This is a genomic window from Arenibaculum pallidiluteum (genome assembly GCF_017355985.1).
Classification (GTDB): Bacteria; Pseudomonadota; Alphaproteobacteria; order Azospirillales; family Azospirillaceae; genus Arenibaculum; species Arenibaculum pallidiluteum.
This window is the reverse complement of the sequence record NZ_JAFIQU010000002.1, coordinates 211,399-227,476: the sequence shown is the minus strand read 5'-3', so window position 1 is coordinate 227,476 and position 16,078 is coordinate 211,399. Positions and strand designations below refer to the sequence as shown.

Here is a 16,078-nt window from a genome sequence, read left to right as displayed (position 1 = left end):
GCTGTGCCCTGCCGACGTCACGACCGACGGCCTCGGCCGCGGGAGAACGGGCTGCCCTGGGCCGGCGGCCGCATGGAGCTGGAGAGAGCATGTCATCGGAGCGTTCGTTCCTCGTCGATCCGGATGTCGGCCGCGACGGCCTTCTTGTGGCTGCCAGCCAGGGCAAGGCCGTTCCCCAGCCAGTGCCTGCAAACGAGACCGAGACGGCGCTCGGCGAGCTGGCGCGGATGGGACGACCCGCGAGCCCGGTAATCCTGCCGGTCCTCGATCTGGCCGCATGCTTCTCCATTCTCGCCTTCGCGACGGCGAGCCTGGATACGGCGTCGCTCCAGGGGCGCTGGGCACTTTTCGGCCTCGCCATGAACCAGATGGCGCTGCTGGCGCTCTTCCTCGCCAACGGCCTCTACGACCGCCGCATCCTGCGGAGTGCGGGCCGCATCTTCCGCGCAACGGCGCTGCCCGCGGCCTTCGTGGTCCTGGCTTCGCTGGCCATGGGCCAGCTCGCCTCGGGCGCGTCCGTCGTTACGGGCATGCCCGCGGTCTCCGGTGCTGTCGCCGGCCATGCCGCCGCAAGCTGGGCGGCACTGGTCCTGGTCCGGCTCGGCTGGCTGGCCTACATGCGCGCCGCGGCGCGGCCCATGGACGACCCCCTGGTCCTGGTCGGCCGCGCCGAGGACGTCCGCGAGTTCCTTGACGAGACGCGCATCGCCTTCAGCCGCGATCCCGACCGTCTCCGCCAAGTGGTGGGCTACATCGCGACCGAGGGCAGCGGTCCCGTCCTGCCGGACCTGCCCAGGCTCGGGCGGATCGACACCGTTCCAGGCAACCGGAGCCTGCTCGCCAGTCTTCCGCCGACGACCCAGATCGTGGTCGTCGTGCGGGATGCGCAGGATCCCGCGGTCCAGCCGCTGCTCCACCAGCTCTACGAGACCTGCTTCGCAGTCCGCATGGCGGTCTTGCCGGCCCTGCGCCTGCGGCGCGGCGCGCTGTCGGTCGCCCTCGGCGCGGACAGCTCGTTCCTGCTCCAGCCGCCGTCGCTGTCGCCGGCGCAGTGGGTGGCCAAGCGCACCCTCGACCTGTCGATCGCCTCGGTGGGGCTGCTGCTGATCGGGCCGCTGCTGGCGATGATCGCGCTGGCCATCAAGCTCGACAGCCCCGGACCCGTGTTCTTCCGCCAGGCGCGCCACGGCATGAACAACCGGCCCTTCAGCATCCTGAAGTTCCGGACCATGCAGCATCGGCCGAACGCCGCCTTCGAGCAGGCGCGCCGCAACGATCCCCGTGTCACCCGCGTCGGCGCCTTCCTCCGGAAGACCAGCCTCGACGAGCTGCCGCAGCTCTTCAACGTGATCGGCGGGAGCATGAGCCTGGTCGGGCCGCGGCCCCACCCGCTGGAGCTGAACGAGCGCTACGAGCCGATGGTCGAGCGGCTCTTCGCCCGGCACCGCCTGCCGCCCGGCCTCACCGGGCTCGCCCAGATCAACCACAACCGTGGCGAGACCGCGACCGTGGACGTGATGCAGGACCGCGTCGACTACGACCTCCGCTATGTGCGCGAATACTCCGTCCTGAACGACGTGAAGATCATCCTGCTGACCTTCGTGATGATCTGGCGCAACAAGGACGTCTACTAGATGGCGCATCCCGGCCTTGCCAGGGCGCGATCCCGCATGGCAAGGCTGGTGTCCGAGACGGCCTGCGAGGGCAGGGCACATGGACGGAACGGTGTTCGCCGAGCGGCTTTTCGAGCTCGGCGATGAAGAGGTCGTCGCGCGGTTCTACACGCCCATGCCAGCGCCCGGCGGCGAGTTCCGATGCCGCTGGACCATCGTCTGGCCCGACCGCGAGCAGGAGCGCAGTGTTCCCGGAATAGACGGCGTCCAGGCTCTGATGCACGCGATGCGGTGCGTCCACACCGAGCTCGCCGAGAGCGACGCCTACCGCTCGGGACGGCTGACCTATCTCGGGCAGTCGGATCTGGACCTGCCGCCGAGCTGGGCCCTGGGGCCTCTCTACACCATGCGGCCGCAGGACCGGGTTCCACGCGGCTAGGCCCCGCCCGCCGGTCCGGCCGCTTGGGAGCGCAGGGCTTGCGCGCGGCGGGCCGCGGCGCCATCATCCCCGCAGGCTTGGTCGAGCCTTCCCGCCCGCGGAAAGGGCTGCGCCCGCGACCCACCGGCACCGCTGACAGGTTCCGCCGACCCCTTTTTCCGTCTGACCGCGGGCACGGACGCAGGAAAAGGGAGTCTGCCATGACCGACCTGGCCGGCCGGGCCGGATTACCATTCCGGATCGATTTCGAACAGCAGCGCAAGCGCGCGAAGGAGCTTCTCCGCGGCCTGCGCGAGGCCGAGCCCTGGGCCCTTTCGCGCTGGCGCGCGCACGGTTTCCATGCAGCCGGCGGAACGGTGCTCGGGAACCGGCCGACATTCCGCCTGGCCGACGCCCAGCGCGTGATCGCACGCGAGCTCGGCCTTCCGGGCTGGCCTGCACTGAAAGAACATGCCGGTGCCTTGGCACGGTCCAGGCGCGCGATTGCGGCGGATCCCGCACCGGACGGCGACCGGCCGACCCTGCATGTCCGCTGCGGCTCCGACATCTGCGAGACCCTTCGCGAGGCCGGGTTCGTCGGCGACTTCCTGGAATACGCCGATCCGGTCTGCCATGGCCCCGTTCCCGAGGCTGCCGACCTGCCTGCCCTGCGCGCGCGCTTCATCGCCGAGGCCTATGGCCGGGCGCTCGCCCTGTCCGAGGCCACGGTGCTGAACTCCCTGCGCCGCGCCGAAGAGGCATTGGCGCGCGCGGCGGAAGCCTATGACCGCGTGGTGCTCTGGTTCGAGCACGACAGCTACGACCAGCTCGTGCTGGCACGCTGCCTCGCAGCGCTTCGGGAGGCCGGGGTGTCGCGCTCGCTGGAGCTTGTCTCCGTCAATCGCTTTCCCGGCTCGGCACGCTTCATCGGGCTGGGCCAGCTGCCACCGGAGGCGCTGCGCATGCTGTGGCACGCGCGCCGGCCGCTCGGCCGAGCGGATCTCGACCTCGGAAGCCGCGCGTGGGATGCCCTGCGCAGCGCCGATCCGACGGCGCTGGCCGCCATCGGCCGTTCGCCGGCGGCCGGACTGCCGGACCTCGCGCCCGCGCTTCTGCGTCACCTGCGCGAGCTGCCCTGGACGGCGGACGGCCTGTCCCTCACGGAGCGCCTGACGCTCGGTATTCTGTCGGAGGGCGGGCACAGCATCGGTACAGCCTTCTCCCGTCTGATGCGCGAGCGCGAACCCTTGCCCTGGCTCGGCGATGTGATGTTTCTGGCCGTGGTGGAGGCGATGGGGCGCGCCGCAGCGCCGCCCTTCCGGGGTCCGTCAGGGGCGCCGGAGCTACCCTGGCCGCAACACCGGCTCGAGCTGACGGATGCCGGGCGCGCTGTCCTCGAAGGCCGCGCGGACTGGCTGTCGCTCGGCCCCGAGGCGCGCTGGGTCGGTGGCGTCCGGATCGTGCCCGGGGAGCCGGCATGGCGCTGGGACGAGGCGGCGAAGGCTCCGCTGCGCTCCTGAGGGGGGCGGACCTATTCGCCGGCCTCGACCGTGCCGGCCAGCGGCTTGGGCGGGGCGGGCTCGGGCGTGGCCGCAGGGCGCGCGCCGGCAACCCTGTAGGGCCGGGTCCGGCGGTGAAAGCGGGCCCAGTTGAGGCCCTTCCGGGCCTGGTCGCGTGCGAGCTGGCCAAGCTTCTCCAGGTAACTCGGCGGGCGCGGGTTTCCAAGCATGGGCTCGTAGCCGAGATAGCCCAGCAGGTCGCCGCTGACGGCCTCGAAGATCTCGATCTCCCGGCTCGTTAGGCGCCGCTTCCAGGCATCGATGCGGGCCGGATCCGGCAATGCCCCCACGAGGCGATGCTGGCTCCGGGTGAAGCGCGGCACGCGAAGCCCGCCGGACTCGGTCATGGCGTCGTCGAAAGGGATGCCGACGAAGCCTGCGATGCGACGCATTGTCTGCTCGGGCTCCCGGACGAGATCCTCGTAATGGACGTGGATCAGGCGCTCGGATCCCAGGAATGCGCCGGCCGCGAATCCGCGCGCCACCCGCTGCTCCCAGAAGTTCGCAGCGGGAAGGATCTCGTTGGGACCCCAGTCGAGCGGCATCAGCGAGGCCGCGACCGCCCGCCCGTCGCGGATGATGTGAATCGCCCTGGCATCTGGAAAATGCTGGAACAGCCGCTGCAGATGGCGTACGTGCCCCGGTTGCTGCTCGACCCACACCGATGAATGGCCGCCCTTGGTGTCGCGGTCGTATTGGCGTACCAGCCACTCCATGGCGCCACGATAGGTGGCGGGGCAATCGCCGGGCCCCGGGCGACGCCCGTCCAACGCCCACTCCCAGGCTCGGAACCGCCAGTGGCGCTCCACCGCATCGATCAGCGGGCGCGGCGCGATCTCTTGGTTGCGCGGCGACGGCGGCATCAGCTCGGCCAGGAACTGGGCTTCGGGAATGCAGACGACGTCCGGATGCGATCCCAGCATGGCGCCGAGCAGGGTCGAGCCGCTGCGCTGGCAGCCGACGACGAAAACGGGACGGAATGGCGTCTTCATGCCAGAACCGGGACCTGATGTGATGCGCGGGCTCGCCCGATGCGGGTCCGCAAGTATTCAACACCTAGGAACCGCTTTTTGTCCTAAGGAATCCGAGCGTTGGGGGACACCTTCAGGAGTCCCTATCGGGGTAGGGGGGCTGACCGATTTGCGCATTGATCCGATCAAGACCGGAAAACATTGTACCAGCGGGCCCAGGCCGTTCTCAGACAGGGATTCCGCCGTCTTGACCATCCAGGACATTGAGCTCGAAGCCGGCCGCGCCACGGCGACCGCCTCGCGCGCCGCGTCCCGTCGCCGCAGGATCGCGGTATTCCTTCAGGATCTCTACGGCGGCGGCGCGGAGCGGGTGATGCTTCTGCTGGCCGGTGCGATCGCGCGGCGCGGTGTCGATGTGGACCTCGTCCTGATCCGGCGCGAGGGCGCCTATCTGGAACAGGTGCCGCCCGGCGTGCGGGTCCACGAGCTCGGCACCCGGCGCATGTCGAAAAGCGTCGGGGCCCTCGCGCGCTACCTGCGCGCCGAGCGGCCCGAGGCGGTGCTGACCGCACTGGTGCATGTGAACGTGGGCGCGCTCCTCGCCGCGATGCTGGCGGGACGCACGCGCGTCATCGTGACCGAGCACAATCAGATCTCCCGGAACTACGCGGCCCTGCGCTCGCCGCTGCTGCGTGCCGCATACCGCCTGGTTCCGCAGCTCTACCGCCGTGCCGCGCGGATCGTCGCGGTCTCCTCCGGCGTCGCCGACGACCTGCACCGCTTCAGCGGGCTGGACCGCCGCCGCATCGACGTCGTGCACAATCCCATCGTCGCCGCCGATCTGCCGGCGCGCGCCGCCGAGCCGGTCTCGCATCCCTGGCTCAGGCCCGGGCAGCCGCCCGTGGTGATGGCGGTCGGCCGGCTGAACCCCCAGAAGGATTTCGAGACGCTGATCCGGGCCTTCGCCGCGTTGCGCGCACGGCGCGCGGCCAGGCTGATCATCCTGGGCGAAGGGGACGAGCGTGCGGCGCTCCAGCGCCTGGCGGGCGAGCTGGGCGTGGCCAACGAGGTCGACATGCCGGGCTTCGTCGACAACCCGTATGCCCACATGGCGAAGGCCAGCCTGTTCGTCCTCAGCTCGCGCTTCGAAGGGCTGCCAACGGTGCTGGTCGAGGCAATGGCCTGCGGCACCCCCGTCGTCGCCACCGATTGCCCGAGCGGCCCGCGCGAAATCCTCGAGGACGGGGCGCTGGGCGGGCTCGTGCCCGTGGGCGACGCCGACGCGCTGGCCCTGGCGATGGAACAGGCGCTCGATGCCCCGGTCACGGCCGAGCGCCTGAAGGCGCGGGCGTCCGACTTCGCGGTGGAGCGCGCGGTCGACCGGTACCTTGAGCTGGTCCTGGAGCCGGCGCGATGAGCGGCGAGTTGGCTGGCGTTCCGGCGCGGCGGCTCGACGTCGTCTGCCTGATCACGCATATGGACCAGGGCGGCGCGCAGGAGGCGATCCTGCGCCTTGCGCGGCAGCTCAGGGCGCGCGGACACAGGGCCGAGGTCTGGTTCCTGTACCAGAAGGACGCGCACTACGCCGCCGAGCCCCATACCCGGGTCCTCCTGCCGCGGGCCCGTCCGGGCGTGTCGGGCTATGCGCGCATCGCGGTCCGGCTCGTCTCGGCACTGGCGCGGCGGCGCCCGGACGCGGTCGTCTCGTTCCTGCCTCTCGCCAATGTCCTGGGGCAGGTGGCTGCACGGCTGACCGGGGTGCGGTGCCGCATTGCCTCGCAGCGCAATCCCGGCTGGACCTACGAGCCCGCCATGCAGCGGGCCGACCGGATCGTCGGGAGCCTCGGCTTCTATACCGGCAACGTCGTGAACTCGCGGGCCGTGCGCCAGAGCTTCGATAGCCATCCCGCCGCCTATCGGCGCCGCATCTCGCTGGTCTACAACGGCATCGAATGGGCGGGGTCGGACCTCGACCCGGGGCAGGCAAGGGCCCGCTTCGACCTTCCCGCGGCGCCGCCGCTGGCGCTGGTGCTCGGCCGCCTGTGCGACCAGAAGAACCAGGCCGTCGCGGTCGAGGCCCTGACGGCCACCCCCGATGCCGTCCTGGTGCTGGCGGGCGACGGCGAGGACCGCGACGAGCTCGCCGCGCTGGCCCGGGCGCGCGGGGTATCGGACCGCGTCGTCTTCCTGGGCAAGGTCGCGCGCCAGGAGGTGCCGCACCTGCTCCGGGCCGTCGATATCTTCGTCCAGCCCTCGCGCTACGAGGGCCAGAGCAACGCGCTGCTCGAGGCCCTGAACGAAGGGCTGCCCGTGATTGCCAGCCGCATCCCGCCGCAGGTCGAGACGCTGGGCGAGCCCGGCGAGCAGCCCGCCGGGATCCTGGTGGATCTCGACGACGGTCCCGGCTGGGCGGCAGCCCTGTCCGCGCTCTGCGCCGACCCGGGCCGACGGGCCGAGCTCGGCGCCCGTGCGAAGGCCAGGGCCAGGGCCTTCACGGTGGAACGGATGGCCGAGGGGTTCGAGAAGACCCTGCTGGACCATGTCCCGGCCGTGCCAGCGCAAACCGCGGTCGCCTGAGCGCCGCGCCGGAGGGAATTGATGCGTCTCGCCTACATCATCACGGCCTACAAGCAGCCCGAGCAGTTCAAGCGCCTGCTCGACGCCCTGTGGCACCCCGACGACGCCTTCGCCGTCCATGTGGACGCAAAGACACCGACAACGGTCCGCGTGGCCTTCCAGGCCGCGGCGGCCGGGCGCGAGAACGTCCATTTCGTGGACCCGATCCCGGTGGCCTGGGGCGGGTTCGGCCTGTGCGAGGCCGAATGGCGCTGCCTCACCTGGCTCGTGACGCAGGGCGAATGGGACTATCTCGCCAACATCACGGTCCAGGACTTCCCGCTGAAGCGCCGTGACGAGATGCTGGCGGAGCTCGCCCGGCACCCCGGCGCGAACTATATGGACATTCGCCGGATCGACGAGCTTCCGCCCCATTTCGCACGGCGGAGCCGCTGGCTTTGCTGGGAGACGCCCAAGAAGGTCCGCCGTCTGCCAATCCCGAACCTGCCGCCCCGAGGCTTCCGCAACGCCTATTACGGCATCGGCTTCCACGTGCTCAGCCGCGCCTTCTGCACCTGGCTGACCGAGACGCCGCTGATGGAGGAGTGCCGGCGGTATTTCCGGCGGACTTGGCACCCGCACGAGCACTGGCTGCAGGCGATGATCATGGCCAGCCCCTTCCGCGACACCGTGGTGCTCGACAACAAGCGCCACATAAACTGGGGCGGCGGCTCCGGCCATCCGAAGCTTTTGACCATGGCCAACCTTCCCGAGCTCGAGACCAGCACCGCCTTCTTCGGAAGGAAGTTCGACATGGCCATCGATGCCGAGGTGATCTCGGCGCTCGAGAAGCGTCTGAGGCTGCGCGCAGCCGCCTGACCGGCGCCCACTCTCACCGGGATCCTCCGGGAACCCGGCGCGCCGCTGCCCGGTTGGCAGGGTCGAGGAGGCGGGCGTGACGGAGTGGCTTCACCAGATCCTCGACACCATGGGCTATGGCGGGATCTTCCTGGCCCTGGTCCTGGCGCGGATGGCGCCGCCGGTCCCGGCGGAGACCGTGATCCCGCTCGCGGGGATGGGCGTCATGCGCGGCGAGTTCGATCTCGTCGGCGTCGCCGTCGCCGCCGGCCTGGGCTCCGCCGTGGGCGAGCTTTTCTGGTATCTGCCCAGCCGGCTGATCGGTCCCGAGCGGCTCTCGGCCTTTCTGGGCCGGCACGGGCATTGGCTGACCGTGAAGCCCGAGGAGGTCCGCCGCGCGACCCGCTGGTTCCAGCGGCACGGCGGGGTCGCCGTGTTCCTGTGCCAACCGCTTCCGGGGCTGCGCACGCTGATCTCCGTGCCGGCCGGAGCGTGCCGGCTGCCCGTCCTGACCTTCCTGCTCTTCGCTGCGGCCGGATCGGGGCTGTGGAGCTTCGTGCTCGCCTCGGGCGGATTCCTGCTCCAGGCGCGGCTGCCGGGCATCGCCGATTACGCCGGCCTGTTCGTTCTGGGCCTGCTGGTCACGCTGGTCGGGCTCTACCTCCTGCGCCTCGTCCGGCAGGCCAGGCGCGGGCCGACCGGCCCCTGAGCGCGCCGCCTCAGCGTCGGCGGAGCGGCCTGATGCCCAGAAGGAGGCAGACCAGGGACAGGGCGAGCCACGCGGCCCCGAGGCCCAGCAGGATCTCGGCCCCGAGGCCGTAGCGGGCCTCCCGCACGATCATCGAGGCGATGCCCACCAGCAGGGGCCCGATCAGATTGAAGGCGATCCACATGGGCGTTGTTAGCGGCTCTCGAGGTTGCGCTCGGTTTCCAGGGCCAGGATCTGGGTCGCCAGCAGCGCGGCGGCCTGCAGGTCCAGGTCCGGGCGCAGGCGGCGCACTTCGTCCCGGGCCGCGATCCAGGCATGGTACTCGGGTCCCTGGACTGAGCGGCGGCGGCGGTTGTAGACGTCGACGACGGCGCTTGCCAGGTCCGGCGCGGGAACGGAGGACATCTCGTCGGGCATGAAAACCTGCCGGGGCGGATCGGGCCTGAAGGCGAAGCAGCCGGACTCTACCGCAATGCGGCGGCGGCGCGATACCGAAACATGACACCCGCCGGCAACCGCCGGCAGGGCGTTCCGACCCGCCCGAGCGCATTCGGGCGCCGGGCCGGAACGTCGCAAGACCATTGCCGTTGTGGTGACAGGACCTGTTCCTATGGGCGCTGTTTGCGCGGCCCGGGCTGGGATGGCCCGTCGGGACGCCGTGCTGCCGTTGCCTGCGGTCCTGCAGACATCGGCAATGCATGAGCACCGGCATGGATGACAGGAAGCGGGACGAAGACAAGCACCTCGACGTGCAGGGGGACGGCCAGAGCGCCGGGATACCTGCCGCCGGCGAGCACGAAGGCCAGAGCTACTCGCCCATAGGCAATCCGGGCCTGCGGCACTGGCAAAGCGGGTACATCACGCGGCCGGGCCTCGACGACCGCAGCAGTGTCTTCTTCGCCGCCGTCGAGATGACGCGGATGCCGATGGTCGTGACCGATGCGAACCAGCCCGACAATCCCATCGTCTTCGTGAACCGCGCCTTCCTCGACCTGACGCTGTACGCCGAGGACGAGGTGCTGGGGCGGAACTGCCGGTTCCTGCAGGGGCCCGAGACAGATCCCCACACCGTCGGCGAAGTCCGCGCCGCCCTAGCGGATCAGCGCGCCATCGCCGTCGATATCCTGAACTACAAGCGCGACGGATCACCCTTCTGGAACGCGCTCTTCATCGGCCCGGTCTTCGACAGGGACGGCCGACTCCTCTACTGGTTCGCCTCGCAGATGGACGTGACCCGCCGGCGCACCTCGGAGCATGCCGCCCGGCAGGCCCAGAAGATGGAGGCGATCGGCCAGCTCACGGCCGGCCTCGCGCACGACTTCAACAACCTGCTCCAGGTCATCACCGGGAACCTTGAGATCGCCACCGCCCGCGCCGGCAGCGACGAGGCCCTGCGCCGCGCCATCGGTCATGCCGACCGGGCGGCCAGGCATGGAGCCAGGCTTACCCAGCAACTCCTGGCATTTGCGCGCAAGCAGCGGCTGGACCCGAAGCGGGTCAGCCTGAACACGCTGGTGCTCGAGTTCAGCGAGATGCTGATGCGAACGCTCAGCGACAGGGTGGACCTGCGTCTCGACCTGAAACCGGGCCTGCCCACCTGCACGATCGACCCCGTTCAGCTCGAGATGGCGCTCCTGAATGTGCTGATCAATGCGCGCGACGCGATGTCAGGCGGCGGAAAGGTCACCGTCGCCACCGCGACGCTCAGCCTGGACGGCAATGCCGCGGCCCATCACCTGCCGTCGGGCAACTACGTGGTGCTGTGCGTCACGGACGAAGGGCCGGGCATGCCGCCCGAGATTCTTCAGCGCGCCGCCGAACCGTTCTTCACGACCAAGCGTCCCGGCACCGGCCTCGGCCTCTCCATGGTCCATGGTTTCCTGCAGCAGTCCCACGGGCGGCTCGAGATCGACAGCACCCCGGGCCGCGGCACGACGGTGCGCATGATCTTCCCCGTGGATGTCGAGCGCGCCGTGCCGCCGCAGCCGAGCGTGGAGCCCGGCGAAGGTCCCGCGCCCGGTGCCGAGACCATCCTGCTCGTCGAGGACAGCGACGATGTGCGGCAGGTCGCCGAGACGCATCTGCGTGGCCTCGGCTACCGCGTCGTGCCGGCACGCAGCGGCGAGGAGGCGCTGGAACTGCTGGAACGGCAAGGACCCGTCGACCTGCTCTTCACCGATCTCGTGATGCCAGGGGGCATGGGCGGCCTCGTCCTCGCGCAGCGCGTCCGGGAGCAGCATCCGGGGACGCCCGTCCTGCTGACGACGGGCTACACCGACGACGTGGCATCCCACGGCTCTGCACCCGGTTCGACGATGCGGGTGCTGAGCAAGCCCTACCGGCGCAGCGAACTCGCCGAAGCCATTCGTGCGGCGCTGAGCGGGACCGGACGAGGAGAAGGCGGGCAGCCCCGTTTCCGCCATGAGGGTTAGCGGCCGCCAGGGGAGCGGCGAAGGATCCGCGGGCGGGCTCAGACGACGAGCGGGAAGCTGATCTCCGTGGCTGTGCCGGCCCGGCTGGGAAGCTGCTGCACGCGCCCCCCGATCTGCCGCGCCAGCCCAGCCACGAGCTCCAGGCCCGAGCCGCCGGGCCGCGGCGGTCCCATGCCGACGCCGTCATCGGCAACCGTGATCACCGCCTCCTTTGCCTCGGAGGCCAGGCTCAGCGATACGGTGATGGTGCCCTCCCGACCGTTGGGGAAGGCATGCTTGATGGCGTTCGTCACGAGCTCGTTGACGATCAGGCCGACGGGCACCGCACGGTCATGGGCGATCTCGATCTCCGCGAGCTCGTGCCGGATCCCGACCCGCTCGCTCCGATGGGTGAGATTGCCGCACAGGGCGCCCAGATACTGCCCGAGCTGGACGAGCCCCTTGCCGTCGCGTGCCGCGAGCTGGTCATGGGCAAGGCCGATTGCGGCGACGCGGTCGATGACGTGCAGGAATCCGCGGCGGGCCTCCTCGTCGGCCTGCTTGCGCATCTGCTGCATCAGCAGAAGGGTGATCAGCTGGAAATCGTTCCTGTCCCGGTGCAGCAACTCGCGCAGCAGCGTCTTCTGGGCCGCCAGGGACGCCGCGGCCTCGGCAAAAGCCTCGTCGGTGCGCGCGGCCTGCTGCCGGAAGGCGACGGCCTGGCCGAGCGTGTTCGCCAGCGCCGACAGGAAGGCGATCTCGGGCCGGCCGAAGCTCCTCGGCCGTTCGCTGTCGATCTCCAGCACGCCCCAGACCTCGCCGTCGACGCGGATCGGGACATTCATCGCGGAAACGATGCCATGGTCGCGCAGAACAGGCGAATAGCGGAACTCCGGGTCGTTCGGCAGGTCCTCGATGACGACCGGCACTCCCGTCTGCAGGCAGCGGCCGGGCGGCGAGGCGATATCGGTGCCGACGCGGACGTGACCCACGACGCGCGGCTTCCATCCCACGCCGGCGACCGTCAGCATGTCGCCATGCTCGCGCTCGTAGCGCATGATCTTAGATCGCTCCACCGCGGTCGCGCGGGCAGCCTGCAAGCACGCGAGGTTCAGGAGGCTTCCCAGGTCCGTGGCGTCACCGATCGCGCGGCTGAAATCCGCCATGATTTCCAAGTAATGGCTGCTGGCCGGCTGGCGCTTCTCCTGATGGTCTCCATCTTCCACCATTTCGCGCTCCGTGCTGGCGAACCTCGTCTGTTTTCAACAACCCGCCAGCACCCGGGATGTCGCGTCGGGGGAGCTTTCGACGCCGGCACGCAGCGCCGTCCTCACAAGGATGCCTGTCGCGGAAAAGCCAAGGGCCCGGCGCCTTCCGGCGTCCGGGCCCTTGCCACGTCTGGTCGGAGAGAGAGGATTCGAACCTCCGGCCCCTGCCTCCCGAAAGCAGTGCTCTACCAGGCTGAGCTACTCTCCGGCATCGCGTGGACCGGCGTTATAGCGGCCCGGGACGGCCGCCGCAAGCCCAAGATCGGCGATCAGAATTCGCGGTCGACCACGAAGTCGAGCACGTCCAGCATGCTCCGCTTCACCGGGCTTTCCGGGAAGAGGCCGAGCGCGTCCCGCGCGATGGCGGCGTAGTGGCGCGCCCGCTCGACGGAGTCCTTCAGCGCGCCATGGCGCGCCATGATCTCGATGCCGCGCTCGAGGTCGCCGTCCTGCTGGTCCATCTCCTCGAGGGTCCGGCGCCAGAAGCCGCGTTCCTCGTCGGTGCCGCGGCGGAAGGCCAGGACCACGGGCAGGGTGATCTTGCCCTCGCGGAAGTCGTCGCCGACGGTCTTGCCGAGCCGGGCCTGACGGGCGGAGTAGTCCAGCACGTCGTCCACGAGCTGGAAGGCGATGCCGAGATTCATGCCGTAGTCGCGCAGCGCCCGTTCCTCCGCCGAGGGGCGGGATGCGACGACCGCGCCGATCTGGCAGGCGGCGGCGAACAGCTCCGCCGTCTTCGAGCGGATCACCTCGAGATAGGCCTGCTCGCTGGTCTCGGTGTCGTTGGTCGTGGTGAGCTGGAGGACCTCGCCCTCGGCGATCACGGCCGAGGCGTTGGCGAGGATCCGCAGGACGTCGAGCGAGCCGTCCTCCACCATCAGCTGGAAGGCGCGGGAGAACAGGAAGTCGCCGACCAGGACGCTGGCCTTGTTGCCGAACACCGCATTGGCCGAGGCGCGCCCACGGCGCAGGTCGCTTTCGTCCACCACGTCGTCGTGCAGCAGCGTCGCCGTGTGGATGAACTCGACGCAGGCCGCCAGCATGAGCTGGCGCCGGCCCTCGTAGCCGCACAAGCGCGCCGAGGCGAGCGTCAGCAGCGGCCGCAGCCGCTTGCCGCCGGCGGCGACGATGTAGCCGGCGAGCTGGGGGATCAGGTCGACCGAGGACTGCATGCGCTGGACGATCAGCTCGTTGCAGGCTTCCAGATCCTCGGCGACCAGGGCCGTCAACGCGTCCAGCGCGTTCGTCTCCGGCTTGCGCCGGCCGGGGTCGAAATTGGTGACGACGGCCAAACTGGTCTCCACGGATTGACGGTCCCGATCGCTCCGGCGAGCATAAGGGGGCGGAATCTCCGGTCAAGGCCGCTCTCCGGCCGCACTCCCTTCCACCGTTCCGGTCCCATGAAGGAACTCCTGCGCACGAACGATGCCGTCCTGCTGTCCTGGGTCCAGGCGCTGCTGGCCGGCGAGGGGATCGAGGTGATCGTCCTGGACGCCCATGCCAGCGTGGTCGAGGGCAGCATCGGCGCCATCCAGCGCCGGCTGGTGGTCGACGACGACGATCATGCCGAGGCCTGCGCGCTGCTGCGCGAGGCGGGCGTGCTGCCTCCGGCCGCGGGGGCTGCAGGCCCGTGAGCGCGCCGGAAGCCGGCGGCCCCGAGCCTGGTGGTGCCGAGCCTGGTGGCTCCGAACCAGGCCGCGATGCGACGGGGGCGGCATCCAGGCGTGACCGCCTGCTGGGCGGGCGGGTCGTGCTGTCCCAGCCGGAGTCGGGCTATCGCGCGGCCATCGATCCCGTGCTGCTGGCGGCCGCGGTGCCGGCCGCGCCCGGCGAGCGCGCGCTCGACCTCGGTTGCGGCGTCGGCGCTGCGACGCTTTGCCTCGCCGTCCGCATCCCCGGGCTGAGGGTCGCTGGGATCGAGCTGCAGCCACAGCTCGCGGCGCTGGCCCGGCTGAACGCCGCCCAGACGGGTATCGCGGACCGCGTCTCGATCGCCGAGGGAGACCTGCGTGACCTTCAGGCCGGGGCGGCAGGCTACGATCACGTGCTCGCGAACCCGCCTTATCTCAGGGCCGGCACCCACACGCCGCCCCCCGATGCCTCGCGCGCGGCAGCCCATGGCGAGGGGGAGGCGGACCTTGCGGCCTGGATCGCGGCGGCCGCGCGGATGCTGCGCCCTCGGGGCTTGCTGACCCTTGTCCATAGGGCCGACCGCTTCGACGAGGTCGTGGCCTGCCTGCGGCCGCGCTTCGGAAGCATCGCGCTGTTCCCACTCTGGCCGCGGGCGGGCGTGCCGGCGCGCCGGGTGCTGGTGCAGGCGTGCAAGGGCGCGCGCGGTCCGGCGCGCGTGCTGCCGGGCCTGATCCTGCATGGCCCCGATGGCCGCTACACCGCGGAGGCCGAGGCGGTGCTGCGCGACGCGGCTGCACTGACGCTCGCAGGGCAGGGGGGCGCAGGGCAGAGGAGCGCGGAGCAGGGGGCCGTTGCAACCCGGCCGGGCAGCCCCATCTCTGGAACATGATCGTGAATCGCGTCCTCAAGGCGCTGGGGCGGACACCCGCGCCCGTCGTCCCCGTTATCCGCCTTTCGGGCGTGATCTCCGCCGGCGGCGGCCTGCGCCCCGGCATCCATCTGGCCGCGCTGGCCGGAGCCATCGAACGCGCCTTCGCGGTCCCCGACCGGCCGGCCGTGGCGCTCGCCATCAACTCGCCCGGCGGCTCGCCGGTGCAGTCGGCCCTCGTCGCCGGCCGGATCCGCCAGCTTGCCGAGGAGAAGGGCGTCCCGGTCCTGGCCTTCTGCGAGGACGTCGCGGCCTCGGGCGGCTACTGGCTTGCCTGCGCCGCCGACGAGATCTGGGCCGACCCTTCCTCGATCGTGGGTTCGATCGGCGTCGTCAGCGCCGGCTTCGGCTTCCATGCCCTGATCGACCGATGGGGCATCGAGCGGCGCGTCCACACGGCCGGGGAGCGCAAGGCGCTCCTCGATCCCTTCCGGCCCGAGGACCCGGAAGACGTGGTCCGGCTGAAGCGCATCCAGGTCGAGATCCACGACCAGTTCAAGGACATGGTGCGTCGCCGCCGCGGCGGCCGGCTCAGGGCCGAGGAAAGCGAGATCTTCACGGGCGACGTGTGGACCGGCCGCCGCGCGCTGGAGCTGGGCCTGGTCGACGGGCTCGGTGATCTGCGCACCGTGCTGCGCGGACGCTTCGGAGACAAGATCCGGCTTCGTGCCGTGCCGACCGAGCGACGCTGGCTGCCGCGCGGCCTCAGGCTGATGGGGCCCGGGTCGGGCCGCGGAGGGGGATTGATCGGTGCCGACCGGCTGGGCGACTGGGCCGCCGAGGTCGGGCACGGCGTGGTCGCCGCCGCAGAGGAGCGGGCTCTGTGGGCCCGCTACGGCCTTTGAGGGCGCCGGAGACGGGGTCGATATCGGTCCTCTTGACCATGCTGCGGCCGACGCGTAGGCAGGCGCCATGAGCAAGTGGATCTTCCTGGCCCTGGTGGTTCTCGCACTCTGGTACGGCTATCGCTGGTACGAGCGGACCAAGCGCATCCGGGCCGAGGAGCGCGGCCGCGTACGCGCCGGCGCGGCGCCGGCTTCCCGCACGTCCGAGGACATGCGCCAGTGCCCCGCCTGCGGCGTCTACATCGCCGCCGATGCGGCGCCCTGCGCGCGGCCGGACTGCCCGCAGCGCGCCCGCCGAGCCTGAACCGCC

General features: G+C 70.8%; 17 protein-coding genes and 1 tRNA gene. 12 read left to right on the top strand and 6 right to left on the bottom strand.

Annotated features, from left to right (window positions below):
• The first annotated feature begins 89 nt into the window (after nucleotides 1-89).
• The 3 genes from JUB13_RS05095 (at nucleotide 90) to JUB13_RS05085 (ending at nucleotide 3,551) form a co-directional block, all read left to right on the top strand.
• On the top strand, nucleotides 90-1,634 hold the full coding sequence (locus JUB13_RS05095) for a sugar transferase (protein ID WP_207477679.1): 1,545 nt from the start codon (nucleotides 90-92) through the stop codon (nucleotides 1,632-1,634).
• Nucleotides 1,635-1,713: 79 nt separating this feature from the next.
• Nucleotides 1,714-2,052, top strand: a complete 339-nt coding sequence (locus JUB13_RS05090) for a DUF6968 family protein (RefSeq protein ID WP_207477678.1) — start codon at nucleotides 1,714-1,716, stop codon at nucleotides 2,050-2,052.
• Between the two features lie 200 nt (nucleotides 2,053-2,252).
• Nucleotides 2,253-3,551 carry a DUF1835 domain-containing protein gene (locus tag JUB13_RS05085; protein WP_207477677.1) on the top strand — a complete coding sequence of 433 codons (1,299 nt, stop codon included), beginning with the start codon at nucleotides 2,253-2,255 and terminating at the stop codon, nucleotides 3,549-3,551.
• An 11-nt stretch (nucleotides 3,552-3,562) separates the two neighbouring features.
• On the opposite strand, the gene JUB13_RS05080 is transcribed toward JUB13_RS05085, so the two are convergent.
• Entirely contained in the window at nucleotides 3,563-4,582 is a 1,020-nt protein-coding gene (locus JUB13_RS05080) for a sulfotransferase family protein (RefSeq protein WP_207477675.1), read from the bottom strand.
• Nucleotides 4,583-4,808: 226 nt separating this feature from the next.
• On the opposite strand from JUB13_RS05080, the gene JUB13_RS05075 reads away from it, so the two are divergent.
• From JUB13_RS05075 to JUB13_RS05060, 4 genes are all read left to right on the top strand, one after another.
• A complete protein-coding gene (locus JUB13_RS05075) occupies nucleotides 4,809-5,978 on the top strand; it encodes a glycosyltransferase (protein ID WP_207477673.1) in 1,170 nt (389 codons plus the stop codon).
• Complete coding sequence (locus JUB13_RS05070; RefSeq protein ID WP_207477671.1) at nucleotides 5,975-7,138, top strand: glycosyltransferase family 4 protein; 1,164 nt, start codon at nucleotides 5,975-5,977, stop codon at nucleotides 7,136-7,138. Before JUB13_RS05075 ends, JUB13_RS05070 begins: the two co-directional genes overlap by 4 nt.
• A 21-nt stretch (nucleotides 7,139-7,159) precedes the next feature.
• Nucleotides 7,160-7,996 (top strand): beta-1,6-N-acetylglucosaminyltransferase, encoded by an 837-nt coding sequence (locus JUB13_RS05065; protein WP_207477669.1) that lies wholly within the window; start codon nucleotides 7,160-7,162, stop codon nucleotides 7,994-7,996.
• A gap of 76 nt (nucleotides 7,997-8,072) precedes the next feature.
• Nucleotides 8,073-8,684: a DedA family protein gene (locus JUB13_RS05060; RefSeq protein WP_207477668.1), complete on the top strand. Its 612-nt coding sequence runs from the start codon at nucleotides 8,073-8,075 to the stop codon at nucleotides 8,682-8,684.
• Nucleotides 8,685-8,694: 10 nt separating this feature from the next.
• Here JUB13_RS05060 and JUB13_RS05055 read toward each other — a convergent pair whose 3' ends face one another.
• Nucleotides 8,695-8,868 (bottom strand): hypothetical protein, encoded by a 174-nt coding sequence (locus tag JUB13_RS05055; protein ID WP_207477666.1) that lies wholly within the window; start codon nucleotides 8,866-8,868, stop codon nucleotides 8,695-8,697.
• An 8-nt stretch (nucleotides 8,869-8,876) separates the two neighbouring features.
• Nucleotides 8,877-9,101, bottom strand: coding sequence for a hypothetical protein (locus JUB13_RS05050; RefSeq protein ID WP_207477664.1), 225 nt, complete (start codon nucleotides 9,099-9,101; stop codon nucleotides 8,877-8,879).
• Nucleotides 9,102-9,394: 293 nt separating this feature from the next.
• Between JUB13_RS05050 and JUB13_RS05045 the strand changes: the two genes are divergently transcribed.
• Entirely contained in the window at nucleotides 9,395-11,116 is a 1,722-nt protein-coding gene (locus tag JUB13_RS05045) for a histidine kinase famiy protein (protein WP_207477662.1), read from the top strand.
• A 38-nt stretch (nucleotides 11,117-11,154) separates the two neighbouring features.
• On the opposite strand, the gene JUB13_RS05040 is transcribed toward JUB13_RS05045, so the two are convergent.
• The 3 genes from JUB13_RS05040 to JUB13_RS05030 all read right to left on the bottom strand — a co-directional run bounded on the left by JUB13_RS05040 (nucleotide 11,155) and on the right by JUB13_RS05030 (nucleotide 13,655).
• Nucleotides 11,155-12,324 carry a sensor histidine kinase gene (locus JUB13_RS05040; RefSeq protein ID WP_207477661.1) on the bottom strand — a complete coding sequence of 390 codons (1,170 nt, stop codon included), beginning with the start codon at nucleotides 12,322-12,324 and terminating at the stop codon, nucleotides 11,155-11,157.
• A gap of 170 nt (nucleotides 12,325-12,494) precedes the next feature.
• Nucleotides 12,495-12,571, bottom strand: a tRNA-Pro gene (locus tag JUB13_RS05035).
• 61 nt (nucleotides 12,572-12,632) lie between these two features.
• Nucleotides 12,633-13,655 carry a polyprenyl synthetase family protein gene (locus JUB13_RS05030; protein WP_207478088.1) on the bottom strand — a complete coding sequence of 341 codons (1,023 nt, stop codon included), beginning with the start codon at nucleotides 13,653-13,655 and terminating at the stop codon, nucleotides 12,633-12,635.
• A gap of 108 nt (nucleotides 13,656-13,763) precedes the next feature.
• Here JUB13_RS05030 and JUB13_RS05025 point away from each other — a divergent pair, with 108 nt between their 5' ends.
• The 4 genes from JUB13_RS05025 (at nucleotide 13,764) to JUB13_RS05010 (ending at nucleotide 16,072) form a co-directional block, all read left to right on the top strand.
• Complete coding sequence (locus JUB13_RS05025; protein ID WP_207477659.1) at nucleotides 13,764-13,997, top strand: putative signal transducing protein; 234 nt, start codon at nucleotides 13,764-13,766, stop codon at nucleotides 13,995-13,997.
• The gene (locus JUB13_RS05020) at nucleotides 13,994-14,884 is read left to right on the top strand and encodes a tRNA1(Val) (adenine(37)-N6)-methyltransferase (RefSeq protein ID WP_207477657.1); all 891 of its coding nucleotides are present in this window, start codon (nucleotides 13,994-13,996) and stop codon (nucleotides 14,882-14,884) included. The genes JUB13_RS05025 and JUB13_RS05020 overlap by 4 nt, the downstream gene beginning before the upstream one ends.
• Nucleotides 14,881-15,768 (top strand): S49 family peptidase, encoded by an 888-nt coding sequence (locus tag JUB13_RS05015; RefSeq protein ID WP_207477655.1) that lies wholly within the window; start codon nucleotides 14,881-14,883, stop codon nucleotides 15,766-15,768. Before JUB13_RS05020 ends, JUB13_RS05015 begins: the two co-directional genes overlap by 4 nt.
• 67 nt (nucleotides 15,769-15,835) lie before the next feature.
• Nucleotides 15,836-16,072 (top strand): hypothetical protein, encoded by a 237-nt coding sequence (locus JUB13_RS05010; RefSeq protein WP_207477653.1) that lies wholly within the window; start codon nucleotides 15,836-15,838, stop codon nucleotides 16,070-16,072.
• Nucleotides 16,073-16,078 lie beyond the last annotated feature (6 nt).

What these genes read in the sequence shown, in the direction of transcription:
- JUB13_RS05095 (WP_207477679.1), top strand. Translation starts at nt 90, where the DNA reads ATGTCATCGGAGCGTTCGTTCCTCGTCGATCCGGATGTCGGCCGCGAC.
- JUB13_RS05090 (WP_207477678.1), top strand. Translation starts at nt 1,714, where the DNA reads ATGGACGGAACGGTGTTCGCCGAGCGGCTTTTCGAGCTCGGCGATGAA.
- JUB13_RS05085 (WP_207477677.1), top strand. Translation starts at nt 2,253, where the DNA reads ATGACCGACCTGGCCGGCCGGGCCGGATTACCATTCCGGATCGATTTC.
- JUB13_RS05080 (WP_207477675.1), bottom strand. Translation starts at nt 4,582, where the DNA reads ATGAAGACGCCATTCCGTCCCGTTTTCGTCGTCGGCTGCCAGCGCAGC.
- JUB13_RS05070 (WP_207477671.1), top strand. Translation starts at nt 5,975, where the DNA reads ATGAGCGGCGAGTTGGCTGGCGTTCCGGCGCGGCGGCTCGACGTCGTC.
- JUB13_RS05065 (WP_207477669.1), top strand. Translation starts at nt 7,160, where the DNA reads ATGCGTCTCGCCTACATCATCACGGCCTACAAGCAGCCCGAGCAGTTC.
- JUB13_RS05055 (WP_207477666.1), bottom strand. Translation starts at nt 8,868, where the DNA reads ATGTGGATCGCCTTCAATCTGATCGGGCCCCTGCTGGTGGGCATCGCC.
- JUB13_RS05050 (WP_207477664.1), bottom strand. Translation starts at nt 9,101, where the DNA reads ATGCCCGACGAGATGTCCTCCGTTCCCGCGCCGGACCTGGCAAGCGCC.
- JUB13_RS05045 (WP_207477662.1), top strand. Translation starts at nt 9,395, where the DNA reads ATGGATGACAGGAAGCGGGACGAAGACAAGCACCTCGACGTGCAGGGG.
- JUB13_RS05040 (WP_207477661.1), bottom strand. Translation starts at nt 12,324, where the DNA reads ATGGTGGAAGATGGAGACCATCAGGAGAAGCGCCAGCCGGCCAGCAGC.
- JUB13_RS05025 (WP_207477659.1), top strand. Translation starts at nt 13,764, where the DNA reads ATGAAGGAACTCCTGCGCACGAACGATGCCGTCCTGCTGTCCTGGGTC.
- JUB13_RS05015 (WP_207477655.1), top strand. Translation starts at nt 14,881, where the DNA reads ATGATCGTGAATCGCGTCCTCAAGGCGCTGGGGCGGACACCCGCGCCC.
- JUB13_RS05010 (WP_207477653.1), top strand. Translation starts at nt 15,836, where the DNA reads ATGAGCAAGTGGATCTTCCTGGCCCTGGTGGTTCTCGCACTCTGGTAC.